Origin of the sequence: Pseudomonas sp. RIT-PI-o (assembly GCF_001297215.1) — a bacterium.
GTDB lineage: Bacteria > Pseudomonadota > Gammaproteobacteria > Pseudomonadales > Pseudomonadaceae > Aquipseudomonas > Aquipseudomonas moraviensis_A.
Genome location: NZ_LHPA01000027.1, coordinates 50,351 through 68,245, shown reverse-complemented (window position 1 = coordinate 68,245; position 17,895 = coordinate 50,351). Strand labels below are relative to the sequence as shown.

The following is a 17,895-nucleotide window of genomic DNA, read 5'->3' as shown; positions in this document are numbered from 1 at the left end:
TCGCAGTCAGCCCTGCTGCGACACAACCACTGGTAGGTGTCGCCTTGTCATCCTGTACTCATTTCTGTACGTTCTCTGCAACCAGCGAGGACTTCAATATGCAAACCATCAACTACACCACCGCCCGTGCGCATTTGGCCGAGACGATGGACCGTGTCAATGAAGATCGTGCGCCGCTATTGGTCACTCGGCAGAAAGGTGAACCAGTAGTGATGATGTCTTTGGCCGAATACAACGCATTGGAAGAAACAGCGTATTTGCTTCGCTCCCCCGCCAACGCCGAACGGCTGATGAAATCCATCGGTGAGTTACGCGCCGGCAAAGCCAAAGTCAGGCAATTGATCGAAGAATGAAAATCGAGTTCACGCCCACAGGCTGGGAAGACTATTTGTGGTTTCAGCAAAACGACAAGGCTGGGCTCAAGCGCATCAATCTTCTGATCAAAGCAATCAAGCGCGAACCGTTTGAGGGTGTCGGTAAACCAGAGGCGCTCAAACATAATATGAGCGGCCTCTGGTCACGCCGAGTAACGGCCGAACATCGTCTGGTGTACAGGGTTGAGGACGGCGAAATCTGCGTCATCAGTTGCCGGTATCACTATTGAACCTGAGCTGAATCAGTCATCAGAGCCCGCCCAACCCCTCTGACAATCATCCCCACCTCGCGCTCATCAATCGTCAGCGGCGGCAGCAACCTGATGGTCTTGCCACGAGTCACGTTGATCAACAACCCACGATCCCGCGCGGCGATCAGCGTCAGGTCGCGCACCGGTTGTTTCAGCTCGATGCCGATCATCAGGCCCTGCCCACGAATCGCCAGCACGTTCGGGTTGTCTGCCAGTTCGGCGCGCAGGCGTTCCAGCAACCGTGCACCCTGCACCCGCGCATTCTCCAGCAGGCCTTGTTCTTCGATGATGTCCAGCACCGTGCAGCCGACCCGGCAGGCCAGTGGATTGCCGCCGAAGGTGCTGCCGTGGCTGCCCGGGGTGAACAGGTCGGCCGCGCGGCCGCGGGCCAGGCAGGCGCCAATCGGCACGCCATTGCCGAGGCCTTTGGCCAGGGTCATGACGTCGGGAACGATGCCTTCATGCTGAAAGGCGAACCACTGCCCGGTGCGGCCGATGCCGGTCTGGATCTCATCGAGCATCAGCAGCCATGCGTGGCGATTGCACAGGTCGCGCAGGGCCTTGAGATAACCCGGCGGTGCGACTTGCACGCCGCTTTCGCCCTGGATCGGCTCGACCAGAATCGCCACGATGCGCGCGCCATGTTTGCGCTGTATTTGCTCCAGCGCCGCGAGATCACCGAACGGCACTTTGACGAAATCCCCCGGCAATTCGTTGAATCCCAGCCGCACTGCCGGGCCATCGCTGGCGGACAACGTGCCGAGGGTGCGGCCATGAAAAGCATTAGCCATGACCACCACCAGCGGCTGCTCGATACCTTTGCGCCAGCCGTACAAACGTGCCAGTTTCAGTGCCGTCTCGTTCGCTTCGGCCCCGGAATTGTTGAAGAACGCGCGCTCCATCCCCGACAACGCCGTCAGCCGTTTAGCCAGTTGTTGCTGCCAATCGATGCTGTACAGGTTGGAGGTGTGCAACAGCAATCCCGCCTGCTCGCTGATCGCCGAGACAATGCGCGGATGCGAGTGGCCGACGTTGGTCACTGCCACACCGGCAACGGCGTCCAGGTATTCGCGCCCCGCCTGATCCCACAGGCGCGTGCCCAGGCCTTTGGTGAAACTCAGGGCCAGTGGTTGGTAGGTGTTCATCAGGGCGGCGGTCATGACGTGAAACTCCATTGCAGGTCGGTGTTTTTGCAGTATGGTTAGCCACCAGAGCTGGATAAACCCGGAATAACTTCAATCATTTAAAAGCTGAGCTTGATAATGGATCTGTTTCAGTCAATGGGCGTTTACGTCAAAGTGGTCGACACGGGGAGCATGACGGCAGCCGCCGCGAAGTGCGAAATGTCGACGACAATGGTGGGCAATCATCTGCGCGCGCTGGAGCAACGCCTTGGTGTGCAACTGTTGCAACGCACCACGCGGCGTCAGCGCCTGACCGAATTCGGCAGCGTCTATTATCAACGCTGCCTGGAAGTGCTTGGCTTGGTGGCGGACTCCGAACGCCTTGCCGAACAAGCATCGGATGAGCCGCGCGGCTTGCTGCGCATCACCGCGCCGCTGACCTTCGGCGTCGAACGACTGACCCCGGCCCTCAGCGAATATTCGTTGCTGTATCCGCAAGTGAAACTCGACGTGGTGCTGACCAACAGCCGCCCGGATCTGCTGGAAAACGGCCTCGATGTTGCGTTCCGCCTGGGCAATTTCGACCAGTCCAACCTGATCGCCCGCCCCCTGATCGACTACACCCTGACGGTCTGCGCCTCCCCCGAATACATCGCGCGACGCGGCATGCCGCACACGCCACAGGATTTGCAGCAGCACGATTGCCTGTCCTTCGCCTACCCGGCCGGGGATGATTGGCAATCGGTGGAAAAACGCTGGCGTCTGAGCGGCCCGGAAGGCGAAGTCCTCATCGACGTCAGCGGGCCGATGCTGATCAACAGCTCCGCCGGACTGCATCAGGCGGCGCGCAACGGCATGGGCATCATGATGCTGCCCGATGCCTTGGTGGAGCAGGACTTGCGCGACGGCAAACTGGTCAGGGTGATGGCCGACTACCAACCACCGAGCCGACCGATGCATCTGCTGTATGCGCAGGATCGCTATCGACTGCCGAAGCTGAGACGGTTCGTCGAGTTTGCGATGCGTACGTGGGGGAAACCTGACGTCGGCCGGCCGTAATCATTCACGATGGACAATTACAAAGGACTGGTACCAACCATGAACGACGCCCTGACCGTGCGCAACTTGCATCCCGGCGAAACAGAGTCGGCGAGGCTGTTTCTCGACCAGCATGGCTGGGGCCATCGCACCGGTGATGCCGACTCTTTTGCTCGTCTGATTCACCATTCACAGCGCACGGCTGTCGCGCTCGCAGGCGAGCAGATTGTGGGATTCGCTCGAGCGATTACCGATGAGGTCTCCAACGGCTATCTGTCGATGGTGGTGGTCGATGACCAGCATCGGCGCAAGGGAATTGGCCGGGCACTGGTAGAGCATGTGATGGGCGATGACCCCGCTATCACCTGGCTGCTACGCGCAGGACGCGAAGGCGCTGAAGCTTTTTTTGCCAGCCTGGGCTTCGAGAAGTCCGTGATTGCCATGGAACGTCCGCGCCGCAAATAGCGCGCAGTGGAAAAATCCCGACCGGCAGACCGTTGCTCCGTGACAACGCCGCCCCGCTCCCCTAAATTAGGCGGCCTGAAAAAGACCTCGTGCTTTCTCGCCTCAACTCAAGTTAAAAAGTAGTGAAATTTCAATGTCCGATTTCAACACCGCTGAATCCGTAGTCACCCAGTCGTCCAAAGCGGAATACGAAAACTCCATCAATCTTTCACAACACCTGCCTCAAGCCAAAATCATCAGCGAGATGGTCCTGGACGCGTTCCAGTCGACCCGCGAAAGCGACCAGATCCGCGAATTGCGTGCGGCGATCCGTCAGGCGCATGACAGCTTTGATGACGACAAGGCGTACGAGCTGATGGGCGAACTCAAGCGCCTGAAAGACGCCGAGGCAGCGGACATCGCTGCACTGGAAGACTTGAGCAGCAAGTTCTCGATCGGGCGCATTCTGTCCAGCTTCAAGGACGATCCGGCATTCCAGGAAATCGTTTATGGCCTGGCCCTGAAAGTGCTGAATCAGACTCACCAGGCGATCAGCAACCCGAGCGGCGGCAAGAGCAAGGCTGCAAAAAAGAAAGAAGTGGAAATCTTCACCATCAGCAAGGACGGCGCCAGCGTAACTCTGCCAATGCGCACGCCGCGTTCGCGTCTGAACGTTGACCGTGCGGCGCTGGAGTTCCTCGGCTTTACCTTCGTGGGTGAAGGCGATGAAGCCGAGCTGGAGAGCGAAACCTTTGTCGACAACGCCGGTACGGAACAGGCTGTGAACCGCAAGAACATCATCACCGCGCTGCAACAGCAGACTGCGTTCGATGGGTATAGCATCGCGGCGCAGTAATCTGCCAAGCGCTTGCGAAAAAGCCTCGTGCTGAGCAATCAGACGGGGCTTTTTTTCGGCTTGAGATCGGTGGTGTAGCTAACATCGTCGCCCCTCACCCCAGCCCTCTCCCGAGGGAGAGGGAGCCGATTTGTGGGCTGTTCGGAATTCGCATTCGACGCGATATTCCGTTTCGACGCGTCTCGCCCAATCACCTCGGTCAGTCCCCTCTCCCCCCGGGAGAGGGTTAGGGTGAGGGGAGCAGGCGCCAAAGATTTCAAGCCGAAGGATGCAACGCCGCAATCATGTCCACTTCAATAGCCGCATTCTTCGGCAGCTGATACACGCCGATGGTCGTGCGGGTATGCCGCCCGGCATCGCCCAGCACATGACTGAACACGTCCGAAGCGCCGTTGGCCACTTCGCTGAGGTCAACGAAATCAGCCGTCGACTTCACGTACACCGTGACTCGCAACAACGCGCGGATCTTGTCCAGTGACCCCACCGCATCGACTATCAGTGCCAGGCAACGCATCGCGCTGATGCTCGCCGCGGCTTGCGCATCCTTGAGGTTCAATTCCAGCCCCACGCGACCGGGATACAGAATCTTGCCATTGACCCGTGGCACCATGCCGCTGATGTACAGCTCATCGTGATGACGGATCAGCGGCGCGTAATTGCCACCGGCGGTGTTCTCGCCATAGATGTCGTAGTTGAGTTCTTCGGCCAGGGCGATAAAGCGCTCATCGCAGGTCATCCGTTCGGTCATTGCGCCCAGCCTTTTGATCAATGCACGGGTTAGGACAGACGAGCACCGAAGGATGGCTTGGAGCTACTACTGTCGGGGTTGGATCCGAATCTAGGTCTTTTACCGAATGGCCGCAACCGCAAACTGTGGGAGCGAGCCTGCTCGCGAATGGCAGCACCCCGAACGAGCATATTTCAGCCAACAAAAAACCCCGCACATCTCTCAACGTGCGGGGTTTTCCTGAAGCTTGCAAACCTTACGGCGCGTACGTCAGCAGCAGCTCTGTCGGCACCTTGAAGTCCAGGGACATCATGACGCTCAACGCAGTGATGGTGAAGATCGAGAACACGAACAGCTTGCGTGCCCAGACGGTGTCATCGACTGCCTTGTAGCCGGTCCAGGCCATGTACAGCCAGTACATGCCCATGGCGGCGGCGACGGCGAGGTAGCTCATGCCGGCGTAGCCGCTGAAGGTCAGCATCAAGGTCGCCACGAGGAACGCCAGGATGTAGAGCAGGATGTGCTTCTTCGCCACCTGGATTCCGCGTTTCACTGGCAGCACCGGAATCGATGCGGCCAGGTAATCGTTGAAACGGAAAATCGCGATAGCGTAGGAATGCGGCATCTGCCACAGGCTGAACATCACCAGCAGGGTCAGTGCGGCCATGTCGAAGCTGTTGGTCACGGCCACGTAACCGATCACTGGCGGCATGGCGCCCGACAGGCTGCCCACCAGCGTGCCGTGAACCGACTTGCGCTTGAGGTACAGGCTGTAGAAGCCGACGTAGATGATGAAGCCGATTACTGCGAACAGGGCAGCCAACGGGTTGGCCACCTTGTACAACAGGGCAACGCCGAGAACACCCAGAATGGTCGCGTAAACCAGGGCCAGTTTCAGGGAGATGAGGCCCTGGACCAGCACACGGTTCTTGGTGCGTTCCATCTTCAGGTCGATGTCGCGGTCGATGCAGTTGTTGAACACGCAACCGGAGGCCACGACCAGGGAAGTACCGATCATGGCGGCCAGGAACACCGCCAGATCGACATGCCCTTTCGAGGCCAGGAAGAACCCGCCTGCCACAGAAAGCACGTTACCGAAAATGATCCCCGGTTTGGTGATTTGGATAAAGTGCTTGAGCGACATCGGGTCTACCTCACTTCGCCATCATGTACGTGTGGATGCTGAACATGATCCACAGCGACAGGCCAACCAGCAGCACGATCACAATCGCCGTGAAGACGAACGCGATCACGTTGTTACGCTGTGCAATGGAGCGGTCCAGGTGCAGGAAGTAATACAGGTGAACGATCACCTGGATCACTGCGAACAGCAGAACGATTGCCAGCGTCGTCGACTTCGGCAGGGTCGGGTACATCACCAGACCGAACGGAATAACGGTCAGGATTACCGACAGGATGAAGCCGATGGCGTACGACTTGACGCTGCCGTGGCCAGCATCGTGGCTGTCATGGGAGTGTGCATTAGCCATTACAGAGTCCCCATCAGGTAAACAACGGTGAAGACGCAGATCCAGACCACGTCCAGGAAGTGCCAGAACAGGCTCAGGCAGCTCAGACGGGTCTTGTTGGTCGACGTCAGGCCATGCTTGTTGACCTGATACATCATGATGCCCATCCAGATCAGACCGGCCGAAACGTGCAGACCGTGGGTACCGACCAGGGTGAAGAACGCCGACAGGAAGCCCGAACGGCTAGGACCGAAGCCCTCGGAGATCAGCAGGTGGAACTCGTTGATCTCCATGGCGATGAAGCCCGCGCCGAGCAGGAAGGTCATGAACAACCAGCCCAGGACCGCCTGCTTCTTGCCCTTGTACAACGCCAGCATGGCGAAGCCGTAGGTGATCGAACTGAACAACAGCAGAGCGGTTTCGCCCAGCACGTATGGCAGTTCGAAGATGTCGTGGCCCGACGGGCCACCGGCAACGTTGTTTACCAGTACTGCGTACACCGCGAAGATCGACGCAAACAGAATGCAGTCGGTCATCAGGTAGAGCCAGAAACCGTATACGGTCATCTCGCCCGAGTCGTGGTGATGGTCATCGTGCCCATGGTCACCATGGGCGTGTCCAACATTGGTCACTAAGTTCGACATGGTTTAAGCCTGTTCCAACGAGGTTTCAACACGGGTGGCGTTGGCCGGGATTTTCCCTGCCGCGACCAGACGCTTGTGCTGCTCGGCTTCGATACGCTCGATCGTTTCAACCGGAACCATATAGCCCTGGTCGTCACGTGCAGCGTGGATCACGAAGTAAACGACGGTGCCTACCAGGCTCGCGATCGCCAGCCACCAGATGTGCCAGATCATCGCGAAACCGAAGACGGTCAACAGCGCGCCCATCACCACGCCGGTGGCGGTGTTGTTCGGCATGTGGATCGGCTCGTACTTGGCCGGACGCTGGTACGCAGTACCGTTTTCCTTGGCCTCGGTGAACGGGTCGATGCAGTCAGCCTTAGGCAGCACAGCGAAGTTGTAGAACGGTGGTGGCGACGAGGTCGACCATTCCAGCGTGTGCGCATTCCACGGGTCACCGTGATCGCAAACGTTCTCTGGCTTGTTGCGGTCACGCACACTGACGTACAGCTGGATCAGTTGGCAGGCGATACCGGCAGCAATCATCACCGCACCGAACATGGCAACGTACAGGTACGGTACCCACTCAGGGTTGGTGGTGGCGTTCAGACGACGGGTCATGCCCATGAAGCCCAGTGCATAGAGCGGCATGAACGCGACGAAGAAGCCCGAGATCCAGAACCAGAACGCTGCTTTGCCCCAGCCTTCGTGCAGCTTGAAGCCGAACGCTTTCGGGAAGTAGAACGCGAAGCCAGCGATGTAACCGAATACCGCACCGCCGATGATCACGTTGTGGAAGTGCGCGATCACGAACAGGCTGTTGTGCAGCACGAAGTCAGCACCCGGAATGGCCAGCAGTACGCCGGTCATGCCGCCGATGGCGAAGGTCACCATGAAGCCCAGGGTCCACATTACCTGGCTGGTGAAGCGCAGACGGCCCTGGTAGATGGTGAACAGCCAGTTGAACAGCTTCACACCCGTCGGGATGGAAATCAGCATCGTCGCCAGACCGAAGAAGGCGTTGACGCTTGCACCCGAACCCATGGTGAAGAAGTGGTGCAGCCAGACCATGAAGCCCAGTACCGAGATCGCGCCCGAGGCGTAGATCATCGAGTGGTGGCCGAACAGTTTCTTGCCGGTGAAGGCCGAGATCACTTCCGAGAAGATGCCGAAAGCCGGCAGGATCAGGATGTAAACCTCAGGGTGGCCCCACGCCCAGAACAGGTTGACGTACATCATCGGATTGCCACCAAGTTCATTGGTGAAAATGTGGAAATCCATGTAACGGTCAAGGGTCAGCAGTGCCAGGGTCGCGGTCAGGATCGGGAACGAAGCCACGATCAGAACGTTTGCCCAGGTGCAGGTCCAGGTGAAGATCGGCATGTCCATCAGTTTCATGCCAGGGGTACGCATTTTCAGTACGGTCGCGAGGAAGTTGACCCCGGTTAACGTCGTACCCAATCCGGATAGCTGTAGCGCCCAGATGTAGTAATCCATACCTACGCCAGGACTGTATTGCAGACCCGACAGCGGCGGATACGCAACCCAACCGGTCTTGGCGAATTCACCGATACCCAGCGACAGGTTGATCAGCACAACGCCGGATACCAGCAGCCAGAAGCTCAGGGAGTTCAGGAACGGGAACGCAACGTCACGCGCACCGATCTGCAGCGGCACTGCAAGGTTCATCAGGCCGGTGAAGAATGGCATCGCCATGAAGATGATCATGATCACACCGTGAGCGGTGAAGATCTGGTCATAGTGTTCAGGTGGCAGGTAGCCAGGCGACCCCTCGGTGGCCATGGCCAGCTGGGTACGCATCATGATCGCGTCGGCAAAGCCGCGCAGCAGCATGACCATGGCGACGATGATGTACATCACGCCGATTTTCTTGTGGTCGACCGAAGTCAGCCACTCGGTCCACAGGTACGTCCACTTCTTGAAGTAAGTGATCGCAGCGAACAGTGCCAGACCACCGAGGGCGATCATGGCGATGGTCACCATCACGATCGGCTCGTGGAATGGGACTGCTTCCCAACTTAATTTACCAAACATCGTTTACTCCTCTGCCCCGGCAGCTGAATGCGAACCCGCGTCAATATCCGTGGCCGCCACTTCTTTCTCTTTCTTCTCGTGCTTCAGCGGCTTGCCCGGCTTCATACCTTCGTACTTGTCGACGATGATCTGGAACTGGTTCGGCGTGACCGACGAGTAGAGCTCGACTGGGTTGTTCTGGCTCGGTTTGGCCAGGGCTGCGTATTCAGCCTGATCAAGCTGTTTAGGCGACTTCTTGACTTCACTGACCCAGGCGTCGAAATCTTCCTGAGTGGTGGAGATGGCCTTGAATTTCATACCGGTGAAACCGGCGCCGCTGTAGTTGGCGGAGATACCGTCCATTTCAGCGTTGCGGTCGGCGATCAGGTGCAGCTTGGTCTGCATGCCCGCCATCGCGTAGATCTGGCCGCCCAGGCCCGGGATGAAGAACGAGTTCATCACGGCGTCGGAGGTGATCTTGAAGTTGATCGGCGTGTGCGCCGGGAACACGATCTTGTTGACCGTGGCGATGCCTTGTTCCGGATAGATGAACAGCCACTTCCAGTCCAGCGCGACGACTTCGATGGTCACCGGCTTGACGTCAGACTCGATCGGACGATACGGGTCCAGCTCGTGAGTCGAGATGTAAGTGATGTAACCCAGGGCGATGATGATCAGCACCGGGATGGTCCATACGGCCACTTCGATCTTGGTCGAGTGCGACCACTTCGGCGTGTAGACGGCGTTCTTGTTCGAAGCGCGGTACTTCCAGGCAAACAGGAAGGTCATGACGATGACCGGCACGACGACCAACAGCATCAGCAGCGTGGCGGTGATGATCAGGTTGCGCTGTTCCAGGCCGACCTGGCCCGTTGGATTGAGCAAGGTCATGTTGCAGCCTCCCAGCAGCAACGTGCCGAGCAGCGGCACTAGGCCTAGTAATCTGGGGTACCTGTTTTTACTCATCTCACGACCTCTAAAGCAGCTTGCGCAATGCAGTTGGGTTTTGATCGCCAACACTTCACCCTGCCAAGGGTTGGCATTTTCTTTGGATTGAATAAGGGCCGCCCGTCGCGCGTCTCACGCTCGACAAAACCTTGGGACAGCGTTCAGTTCTTATTCGAATTCGTGGTCAAAGGCCTTGTTACAGACCAATTCCATTTGGTGCGGAAAATTGGAAAGGCACCGACACCTGGGTGTCTTGAAAGCCTCGCGGCTCGCTCGACACCCGACCTCCTGATCAGTTCCTTGATAAAGGCTGAACAGCGCCGGGAATTCAGTGCGGGCGATTGTAGATAGGTAGCGCCCTATACACCATGTCTTATCCCGAAATAATTTTTATCACTCAGAGCAACAATCCATCGCCATTTTTGCAAAAGTTGCGGGTGTTATTGAAAGCTCTTCTCAACAAACCCGGCAAAATGCGCACATGTAACCGCCTCAAATCAGACAGCTCTGCGAGCCGCCTACGAGCGCCTGACCGGCGCAAAGCCCGATATTCCAAGGCCTTCGCCTACATGCCGGGGCCTGTTAAAACTGCCTGATCCGGCGCCTCCGCCCTGAAGCCCGAAATCGTCGAAACTGGCCAATGTTTTTATGTAACAGGCGGCCAATCCGCCGCATCCCGAGCCCCTGCGACAGCCTGTGTGTGACAACATGTCGCACACTTGCCGCATGCTTCATTGCCGTTCGTCACGGTGTTTTCACAAACGCTCTGAAATGCAAAACGCCTCGATTTTCAGCAGCGAAAATCGGGGCGTTTTGTTTATCGGCACTCCTGCGCAAAAGTTGACTCAGCGCAGCGCTTTTCGATTACGCGAGGTCAGCAGCGGCACCAGAATCACCACCAGCACGAACGCCACCAGCGCCCATTGCGCCAGTGACAGACCGAGGATCGGCGGATACGGCGTCGAGCAGAAACCGTCGACCTGGAAGCCCAGCGGGAAGATCTTCGCCAGCGGCAGATCATCGACAATCGGCTGCAGCACATCGACGCCACAACTCACCGCCGGATAGAACTGCGTATAGACGTGATGCCCGGCCACAGCGGCCCCGGCAAGCGCACAGATCACCACCAGCGTTTCGAACACGGTGATGCTGCGACGGCTGCGCATGCCCGCGCCGATGAAGGCGAACAGTGCGATCAGCAGCAATGCATAGCGCTGCAGAATGCACAGCGGGCAGGGTGCCTCACCCAAGACGATCTGCATGTACAGCGCACCGCCGATCAACGCCAGGCAGATGATCCCCAGCAGCACCAGATAGCGCCGCTCACGTCCCAACCGCATCGTTTCCTCGCTCATTGCCTTTCCCTTGTAAGTCCATGGTCCAGCCGGCCGGCGGCTGAAATTGTCGCAAGTCTACACCGGGGCAATAAACGATAAAGCGGTTAAGGAATGATTAACCAACAAAGCTTTGCGGCGCGCAGAAGATTCGCGAGCAGGCTCGCTCCCACCATGGATCTGCGTCGAACACAAACTCTGTGAACAATGCAAAACCTGTAGGAGTGAGCCTGCTCGCGATGCACACGACTCGGTCGTTGACGGTTATTCCAAAGCAGAAGCCGGCCCGAAGAACTCGTAACGGCTCTGTTTCTCCGGCACGCCCAACGCTTTCAGATGCCGCTTGATCGCGCCCATGAACCCTTTCGGCCCGAGGAAGTACGCATCGACATCACGCTGCGCCGGCAACCATTCACCGAGCAGCTCTTCATTGAGCATGCCGACCTTATCCGCCGCCGGGCTCACGCCGTCTTCTTCGGCGTAGCAATAAAAGCGCTTGAGCTGTGGATGACGTTCAGCCAGCCCATCGACCCAGTCACGGAACGCGTGGACGCTGCCGTTGCGCGCGCAGTGGATAAAATGCACCGGACGCTCGGTCTCCAACGCCGCTTCCAGCATCGCCAGCGTCGGGGTAATGCCGACACCGCCGCTGATCAGCACCAGCGGTTTGTCGCTGGCCGCCAGGGTGAACTCGCCGGATGGCGGGAACAGTTGAATGCTTGAGCCGACCTGCAGTTGATCATGCAGATAATTCGACGCGCGGCCACCCGGTTCACGCTTGACGCTGATGCGGTACTGGCTGTGATTGGCCAGTGCCGACAGCGAATAGTTGCGGCGGATTTCTTCGCCATCGAGGAGCAGCTTCATGCCGATATACTGACCCGGTTCAGCCGCAAGAATCGGCCCTTTGTCCACCGGTTCGAAGTAGAACGAGGTGATTTCGGCGCTCTCTTGCACTTTCGCCGCGACGATGAACTCCCGCGCACCGCGCCAGCCGCCGACCGCGTGTTCCTTCTGATCGTAGATCGCGGTTTCCGCACCGATCAGGATGTCGGCCAGTTGTCCGTACGCCGCGCCCCAGGCGCTCATCACTTCAGGCGTGGCGATCTCTTCACCGAGCACTTCGGAAATGGCGCGCAGCAGGCAGGTGCCGACGATTGGGTAGTGCTCGGGCAGAATCTGCAGGGCCACGTGCTTGTTGATGATCTTCGCCACCAGATCGCCCAACTGGTCGAGCTGATCGATGTGCCGGGCATACATCAGCACGCCGTTAGCCAAGGCACGCGGCTGATCGCCACTCGCCTGGTGCGCCTGGTTGAACAGCGGGCGTACTTGCGGGTATTCGGAAAGCATCATGCGATAAAAGTGCGTGATCAACGCCTCGCCGCCGCTTTCCAGCAGAGGCACGGTGGATTTGACGATGGCACGATCCTGGACGCTAAGCATAAGGTGACTCCTGCGCTTTCTTGAAAGATTGCACTAGAAGTATCAGCTTTCGTGCCAACTTATTAATCGTTTAAATTCAATGAGTTGAAACCAACATAGTCATTTCGACACAAATGTACGTATAGTCATCACGACTACACTTTGTCTCTTTGACTACATCACCATGACCGCCAAATCCTTGCTTACCGCCCTGCTGCCTCTGGTCGCCGACCTATCCCGCGAATTGCCCGAAGGTGAGCGCTACCGGCGTTTGCTCGAAGCCATGCGCGCCTTGTTGCCCTGCGATGCCGCCGCGTTACTGCGTCTGGACGGTGAGTCCTTGGTGCCGCTGGCGGTGGACGGCTTGAGTACCGACACCCTCGGCCGCCGCTTCAAAGTCAGCGAACACCCACGGTTTGAAATTCTGCTGGCCGGCGCCGGTCCGACGCGCTTCGCCGCCGACAGCGAACTGCCCGATCCCTATGACGGATTGGTCGATGGCCTCGACGATCACCTCGAAGTCCACGACTGCCTCGGCTGTCCTTTATTTGTCGATGAGAAACTCTGGGGCCTGATCACCCTTGATGCGCTCGACCCCGAGCGTTTCGAGCCGATCGAACTCGATGCCCTGCAAGCCTTCGCCAGCCTCGCCTCGGCCACGGTCAACGCTGCCGAGCGCATCGAGCGTCTGGCCACCCGCGCCGAAGATGAACATCAGCGCGCCGAGGTTTACCGTCAGGCCAGCGGCCAGCAGAACCGCGAAATGATCGGCCAGAGCAAAGCGCACAAACGTCTGGTGGAAGAAATCAATCTGGTCGGCGGCAGTGACCTGACCGTGCTGATCACCGGCGAAACCGGTGTCGGCAAGGAGCTGGTCGCCCAAGCGATTCACGCCGCTTCCCCGCGCGCCGACAAACCAATCATCAGCCTCAACTGCGCCGCCCTGCCTGACACACTGGTGGAAAGCGAACTGTTCGGCCACGTGCGCGGTGCTTTCACCGGCGCTACCAGCGACCGCCGCGGCAAATTCGAACTGGCCAATGGCGGCACGCTGTTTCTCGATGAAGTCGGCGAGCTGTCGCTGACGGTCCAGGCCAAATTGCTGCGCGTATTGCAGAGCGGACAGTTGCAACGCCTGGGCTCGGACAAGGAGCATCAGGTTGATGTGCGCTTGATTGCCGCGACCAATCGCGATCTGGCCGAAGAAGTACGCAGCGGTCGCTATCGGGCCGACTTCTATCACCGCTTGAGTGTCTACCCGCTGCGGGTGCCGGCGCTGCGCGATCGCGGCCGCGATGTGTTGCTGCTCAGCGGCTTTTTTCTCGAGCAGAACCGCTCGCGTATGGGCCTTAACAGCCTGCGCTTGACCGGCGATGCGCAAGAGGCGCTGCTGGCGTACACATGGCCGGGGAATGTGCGCGAGCTGGAGCATTTGATCGGGCGCAGTGCACTGAAGGCGCTGGGTAATTGCAAGGTGCGGCCGAAAATCCTGAGTCTGAGTGCGGCGGATCTGGATTTGCCGCGTGAGGTTGTGGATAACGTGGTTGTGCCTGTTACCGCAGGCTTGGCCAATGAGATGCCAATGATCGGCGGGGATTTGCGCAGTGCCACTGATGAGTTTCAGCGGCGCCTGATCAGTGCAGCGCTGGAACGTCATCGGGATAACTGGGCGAGTGCGGCGCGAGAGCTGGGGGTGGATCGGGCGAACCTTGGGCGGATGGCCAAGCGCTTGGGCATGAAAAGCTGAAGATTATCGCCAAGTGCCAAAAGCCCCCTCACCCCAGCCCTCTCCCAGAGGGAGAGGGAGCCGATTCGGGAATATTGGAGAACTCCGTCGACCTGGGTGTGATTTACCGAATCCGTAACGTGACCGACTCCCGTGCGCTAATTGATTCAAACTCTTCGAGTCCATAATCGATTCGATCTTTCAGGTCGATGTATGACGCAGGACACCTCGGTCGGCTCCCTCTCCCTCCGGGAGAGGGCTGGGGTGAGGGGCTTTTGATCTGTGACGACAAACCTAAAGCCCACTCCATTCAAGCCGATAACCCGGCATCAAAGGTTTCTGGCGATTTGCACTCTCGCCCATCCACAGAAGGTTCTTATGTCCTCCACCAAAGCCCGCGCAGATTCACTTTCGCTTCTGCTGTTTACCTTGCGCAGCGGCAAGCTGATGGCGATCAACCTGCTGAAAGTCAGTGAAATCATTCCCTGCCCGCCGCTGACCAAGCTGCCGGAGTCGCACCCGCACGTCAAAGGCATCGCCTCCCTGCGTGGTGCCTCGCTGTCGGTGATCGACCTCAGCCGCGCGATCGGCGAGCGGCCGCTGGAAGATCCCAACGGCGGCTGCCTGATCGTCACCGATGTCAGCCGTTCCAAGCAGGGTCTGCACGTGCAGGCGGTGAGCAAGATCGTCCATTGCCTGACCACCGACATCAGGCCGCCACCGTTCGGCTCCGGCGGTTCGCGTGCCTACATCACCGGCGTGACCTCGGTGGACGGTACGCTGGTGCAGGTGCTGGATATCGAAAAAGTCATCCACAGCATCGCCCCGGCGCAGATCGAAATGGCGCCGACCGATCTGACCATGGAGGACGCCGAAGTCCTCGGCAACGCGCGGATTCTGGTGGTCGATGACAGCCAGGTGGCGCTGCAGCAATCGGTGCACACCCTGCGCAACCTCGGCCTGCAGTGCCACACCGCGCGCAGTGCCAAGGAAGCCATCGACTGCCTGCTCGATCTGCAGGGCACCGCGCAGCAGATCAACCTGATCGTCTCCGACATCGAAATGTCCGAGATGGACGGCTATGCCTTCACCCGCACGCTGCGCGAAACCCCGGATTTCGCGCACTTGTACGTGCTGCTGCACACCTCGCTCGACAGCGCGATGAACAGCGAAAAGGCCCGACTGGCGGGAGCGAATGCAGTGCTGACCAAGTTCTCCTCGCCGGAACTGACCCAACGTCTGATCGAAGCGGCCAAGCACGTCGCGGCCAACGGGCACTGAGTCTTGGCCGAAGCGTTTTGTTTTCTGCTACGCCGCGACTTGAGTGAAGCGGTGCCGAATATGCAGTGGCCGTTTGGGATTGAGTTGTCCGTCTACCGCAAGGAGCGGGCGCCAGCGCTGCATCAGTTGATGCAACTCGGACATCTGCAGGGTGGCGGTCGAGTACCGCCGCTGGACGAATGGCAGCAGCGGTTTGTCAGCGATCCCGAATACGATCCCTCATTGTGCTTCGTTGCCTGCGATGCCGAGGGTGTGGTTGGCGTGGCGCAGTGCTGGACCAGTGCGTATATCAAGAATCTGGTGGTACACCCGCGAATGCAGGGCCGGGGACTTGGGCGAGCGTTGTTGCTGCATGCTTTCAGCGTCTATCAACAGCGGCGTGAAGGGTTTGTCGATTTGAGGGTTCTGGAGGACAACCTGCCGGCGCGCCGGTTGTATGAAAGTGTCGGGATGTATGTGGTCCGCCGGGAGCTGGTCGTCGAATGATCCACCGCCATCGCGAGCAGGCTCACTCCAACATTTGAAATGCATTCCAACCTGTAGGAGTGAGCCTGCTCGCGATAGCGCCGGCACAGGCAACTTCCAACCCGCAGGCATACTCCAACCTTGGCCATAACCCAGGATGCCCCAACCATGAAAGCCATCACCCTCGCCCTGCTCACCCTCACCGCCCTCGCCTCCCAGGCCCACGCCTCCAGCCCCGACGCCTGGGCCGCCTACGACAAAACCGTGCTCGCCAGCTGCACCAAGGCCAGCGGCCTGAAAAACGTCAAACCGGTCGGCACGCCCGCGCAATTCGATGATCGCGTCGGTTACACCGCCGTTCTGCTGCAAGGCCAATATCCGCAAAAACACATGAAAGGCCAGCAAGGCAGCGAGCTGTGCCTCTACAACAAACAGTCGAAAACCGCATTCGTCACCGAGTGGGACTCGATCCGCCCGGTGACAAAATCCCACTGAGTGGCGCAGTCCTTGCTTCGATCGGGTTCTGTGCGATGGTTTTCCGCCATCCTTTCACACCCTGATTGAAGACAGATCGCTCAATGAATACGACGTTTTCCTGCGTAGGCTGCGGCAAATGCTGCACCGACCACCATGTGCCGCTGACGCTGGCCGAAGCCCGCATGTGGGCGGCGGATGGCGGTCAGGTAATCGTGCTGGTCGAGGCCTTTCTCGGCAATGGTCTGGGCCTGCCAGCGCAGCAGCGCGAACATGCCGAGCGCCGTTCAGCCATGGTCCGCAGCGGTGCTACCGATGCTCATGTGGCGATCACTTTCGCCGCCTACAACGTCGGCCCCTGCCGGAATCTTGACGACGACAAGCGCTGCCGGATCTACGAGCGGCGTCCACTGGTGTGTCGGATTTACCCGGCGGAAATCAATCCGCATATCCCGCTCAATCCCGCTGCCAAGGATTGCCCGCCAGAATCCTGGGAACAGGGGCCGGAGCTGATCGTGGGCGGTGAGTTGGTTGATCGGGAACTGGTTGAGCTGATCCAGCGTTCGCGTCAGGCGGATCGGGATGACATCAGACTGAAGGATGCGATCTGCGCGACGCTCGGGATTCGCACTACCGCGCTCAAGGGCGATGGGTTTACCGCTTATTTGCCGAACATGGATGCGTTTGCGCAGGTGATCGACCAAGTAAGCGCGCAACCGCTGGCGGCGCAGCCGAGTGAGTGGCTGTTTCATTTGTCAGGTGATGACGTGGCCGGGCAAGTGCTGGCAGCCGGAGGCCAAGTGGTGACTGAACCGGCGCAGACTTACGCGTTTATTTCATTGCGCGCGGCTTGATCTGATATTCGTGGTGTAGCGGCTGCCGCCTTCGCGAGCAGGCTCGCTCCCACATTGGATCTGCGCCAGACACAAAACCTGTGGGAGCTCGCGAAGAGGCCAGCACAAGCACCATCACTTTCCGATGTCAGCGCTTGCCCATCGACCGACGCGTACCCGGCGGCGCCATGCCTGGGGTCTTGGTGTGGCCATTCTTCGCGCCATTCTTGTACCACGGCTGATTCGAGCCTTTCGCCGATGCCAGCTCGCCCGGTTTGAACGGGAACTTGAACGCTGGAATCTCGGCCTTGGTTTCGCTGGCATCAGCCACGTCAGCCGGGACGTCGCTCACAGCGTCGTCAACCGGCGGTTGGGTCGGGGAAGTCATAAAAGCTCCGGGAACAAAAAGTCGGCCCGATCAGTGAGCCGCAAAGGCGCGCAGTATACCTGTGCGCTCTGGCTCGGCATC

The 17,895-nt window shown here is 58.9% G+C and carries 20 protein-coding genes; 10 read left to right on the top strand and 10 right to left on the bottom strand.

What is annotated here, in order from left to right; genetic code table 11:
- Window positions 1-98 precede the first annotated feature (98 nt).
- Both AEQ63_RS18370 and AEQ63_RS18365 read left to right on the top strand, forming a co-directional pair.
- Entirely contained in the window at window positions 99-353 is a 255-nt protein-coding gene (locus tag AEQ63_RS18370; protein WP_042608352.1) for a type II toxin-antitoxin system prevent-host-death family antitoxin, read from the top strand.
- Window positions 350-604, top strand: coding sequence for a Txe/YoeB family addiction module toxin (locus AEQ63_RS18365; protein WP_042608353.1), 255 nt, complete (start codon window positions 350-352; stop codon window positions 602-604). Before AEQ63_RS18370 ends, AEQ63_RS18365 begins: the two co-directional genes overlap by 4 nt.
- Here the strand turns inward: AEQ63_RS18365 and AEQ63_RS18360 are convergent.
- Entirely contained in the window at window positions 598-1,785 is a 1,188-nt protein-coding gene (locus tag AEQ63_RS18360) for an aspartate aminotransferase family protein (RefSeq protein WP_064364318.1), read from the bottom strand. The two genes, AEQ63_RS18365 and AEQ63_RS18360, sit on opposite strands and share 7 nt — an antisense overlap.
- Window positions 1,786-1,887: 102 nt before the next feature.
- Here AEQ63_RS18360 and AEQ63_RS18355 point away from each other — a divergent pair, with 102 nt between their 5' ends.
- The 3 genes from AEQ63_RS18355 to AEQ63_RS18345 all read left to right on the top strand — a co-directional run bounded on the left by AEQ63_RS18355 (window position 1,888) and on the right by AEQ63_RS18345 (window position 4,087).
- On the top strand, window positions 1,888-2,808 hold the full coding sequence (locus tag AEQ63_RS18355; protein WP_064364317.1) for a LysR family transcriptional regulator: 921 nt from the start codon (window positions 1,888-1,890) through the stop codon (window positions 2,806-2,808).
- Window positions 2,809-2,847: 39 nt separating this feature from the next.
- The gene (locus tag AEQ63_RS18350; protein ID WP_064364316.1) at window positions 2,848-3,252 is read left to right on the top strand and encodes a GNAT family N-acetyltransferase; all 405 of its coding nucleotides are present in this window, start codon (window positions 2,848-2,850) and stop codon (window positions 3,250-3,252) included.
- 133 nt (window positions 3,253-3,385) lie between these two features.
- Window positions 3,386-4,087, top strand: coding sequence for a hypothetical protein (locus tag AEQ63_RS18345; RefSeq protein WP_064364315.1), 702 nt, complete (start codon window positions 3,386-3,388; stop codon window positions 4,085-4,087).
- 256 nt (window positions 4,088-4,343) lie between these two features.
- On the opposite strand, the gene AEQ63_RS18340 is transcribed toward AEQ63_RS18345, so the two are convergent.
- From AEQ63_RS18340 to hmpA, 8 genes are all read right to left on the bottom strand, one after another.
- The gene (locus tag AEQ63_RS18340; RefSeq protein ID WP_016773306.1) at window positions 4,344-4,835 is read right to left on the bottom strand and encodes a RidA family protein; all 492 of its coding nucleotides are present in this window, start codon (window positions 4,833-4,835) and stop codon (window positions 4,344-4,346) included.
- A 235-nt stretch (window positions 4,836-5,070) separates the two neighbouring features.
- Window positions 5,071-5,958: a heme o synthase gene (gene cyoE / locus AEQ63_RS18335; RefSeq protein WP_016773305.1), complete on the bottom strand. Its 888-nt coding sequence runs from the start codon at window positions 5,956-5,958 to the stop codon at window positions 5,071-5,073.
- 10 nt (window positions 5,959-5,968) lie between these two features.
- Window positions 5,969-6,304 carry a cytochrome o ubiquinol oxidase subunit IV gene (gene cyoD / locus AEQ63_RS18330; RefSeq protein WP_011335842.1) on the bottom strand — a complete coding sequence of 112 codons (336 nt, stop codon included), beginning with the start codon at window positions 6,302-6,304 and terminating at the stop codon, window positions 5,969-5,971.
- Entirely contained in the window at window positions 6,304-6,927 is a 624-nt protein-coding gene (cyoC, locus tag AEQ63_RS18325; RefSeq protein ID WP_016773303.1) for a cytochrome o ubiquinol oxidase subunit III, read from the bottom strand. The genes cyoD and cyoC overlap by 1 nt, the downstream gene beginning before the upstream one ends.
- 3 nt (window positions 6,928-6,930) lie before the next feature.
- Window positions 6,931-8,961 (bottom strand): cytochrome o ubiquinol oxidase subunit I, encoded by a 2,031-nt coding sequence (cyoB, locus tag AEQ63_RS18320; protein ID WP_039761405.1) that lies wholly within the window; start codon window positions 8,959-8,961, stop codon window positions 6,931-6,933.
- Window positions 8,962-8,964: 3 nt separating this feature from the next.
- Window positions 8,965-9,906 carry a ubiquinol oxidase subunit II gene (gene cyoA / locus AEQ63_RS18315; protein ID WP_024014231.1) on the bottom strand — a complete coding sequence of 314 codons (942 nt, stop codon included), beginning with the start codon at window positions 9,904-9,906 and terminating at the stop codon, window positions 8,965-8,967.
- Between the two features lie 827 nt (window positions 9,907-10,733).
- Window positions 10,734-11,243: a disulfide bond formation protein B gene (locus AEQ63_RS18310; RefSeq protein ID WP_042608357.1), complete on the bottom strand. Its 510-nt coding sequence runs from the start codon at window positions 11,241-11,243 to the stop codon at window positions 10,734-10,736.
- Between the two features lie 243 nt (window positions 11,244-11,486).
- Window positions 11,487-12,668: an NO-inducible flavohemoprotein gene (gene hmpA, locus AEQ63_RS18305; RefSeq protein ID WP_064364314.1), complete on the bottom strand. Its 1,182-nt coding sequence runs from the start codon at window positions 12,666-12,668 to the stop codon at window positions 11,487-11,489.
- A 163-nt stretch (window positions 12,669-12,831) separates the two neighbouring features.
- On the opposite strand from hmpA, the gene norR reads away from it, so the two are divergent.
- The 5 genes from norR to AEQ63_RS18280 all read left to right on the top strand — a co-directional run bounded on the left by norR (window position 12,832) and on the right by AEQ63_RS18280 (window position 17,447).
- Window positions 12,832-14,394, top strand: coding sequence for a nitric oxide reductase transcriptional regulator NorR (gene norR / locus AEQ63_RS18300; protein ID WP_042608359.1), 1,563 nt, complete (start codon window positions 12,832-12,834; stop codon window positions 14,392-14,394).
- Window positions 14,395-14,751: 357 nt separating this feature from the next.
- Window positions 14,752-15,654 (top strand): chemotaxis protein CheV, encoded by a 903-nt coding sequence (locus AEQ63_RS18295; RefSeq protein WP_042608360.1) that lies wholly within the window; start codon window positions 14,752-14,754, stop codon window positions 15,652-15,654.
- A 3-nt stretch (window positions 15,655-15,657) separates the two neighbouring features.
- Window positions 15,658-16,140 (top strand): GNAT family N-acetyltransferase, encoded by a 483-nt coding sequence (locus AEQ63_RS18290; RefSeq protein WP_064364313.1) that lies wholly within the window; start codon window positions 15,658-15,660, stop codon window positions 16,138-16,140.
- Between the two features lie 147 nt (window positions 16,141-16,287).
- Window positions 16,288-16,614, top strand: a complete 327-nt coding sequence (locus AEQ63_RS18285; RefSeq protein ID WP_064364312.1) for a hypothetical protein — start codon at window positions 16,288-16,290, stop codon at window positions 16,612-16,614.
- A gap of 83 nt (window positions 16,615-16,697) precedes the next feature.
- On the top strand, window positions 16,698-17,447 hold the full coding sequence (locus AEQ63_RS18280) for a YkgJ family cysteine cluster protein (protein WP_064364311.1): 750 nt from the start codon (window positions 16,698-16,700) through the stop codon (window positions 17,445-17,447).
- Window positions 17,448-17,574: 127 nt separating this feature from the next.
- Here AEQ63_RS18280 and AEQ63_RS18275 read toward each other — a convergent pair whose 3' ends face one another.
- Window positions 17,575-17,814, bottom strand: a complete 240-nt coding sequence (locus tag AEQ63_RS18275; RefSeq protein WP_064364310.1) for a hypothetical protein — start codon at window positions 17,812-17,814, stop codon at window positions 17,575-17,577.
- Between the last annotated feature and the right edge of the window lie 81 nt (window positions 17,815-17,895).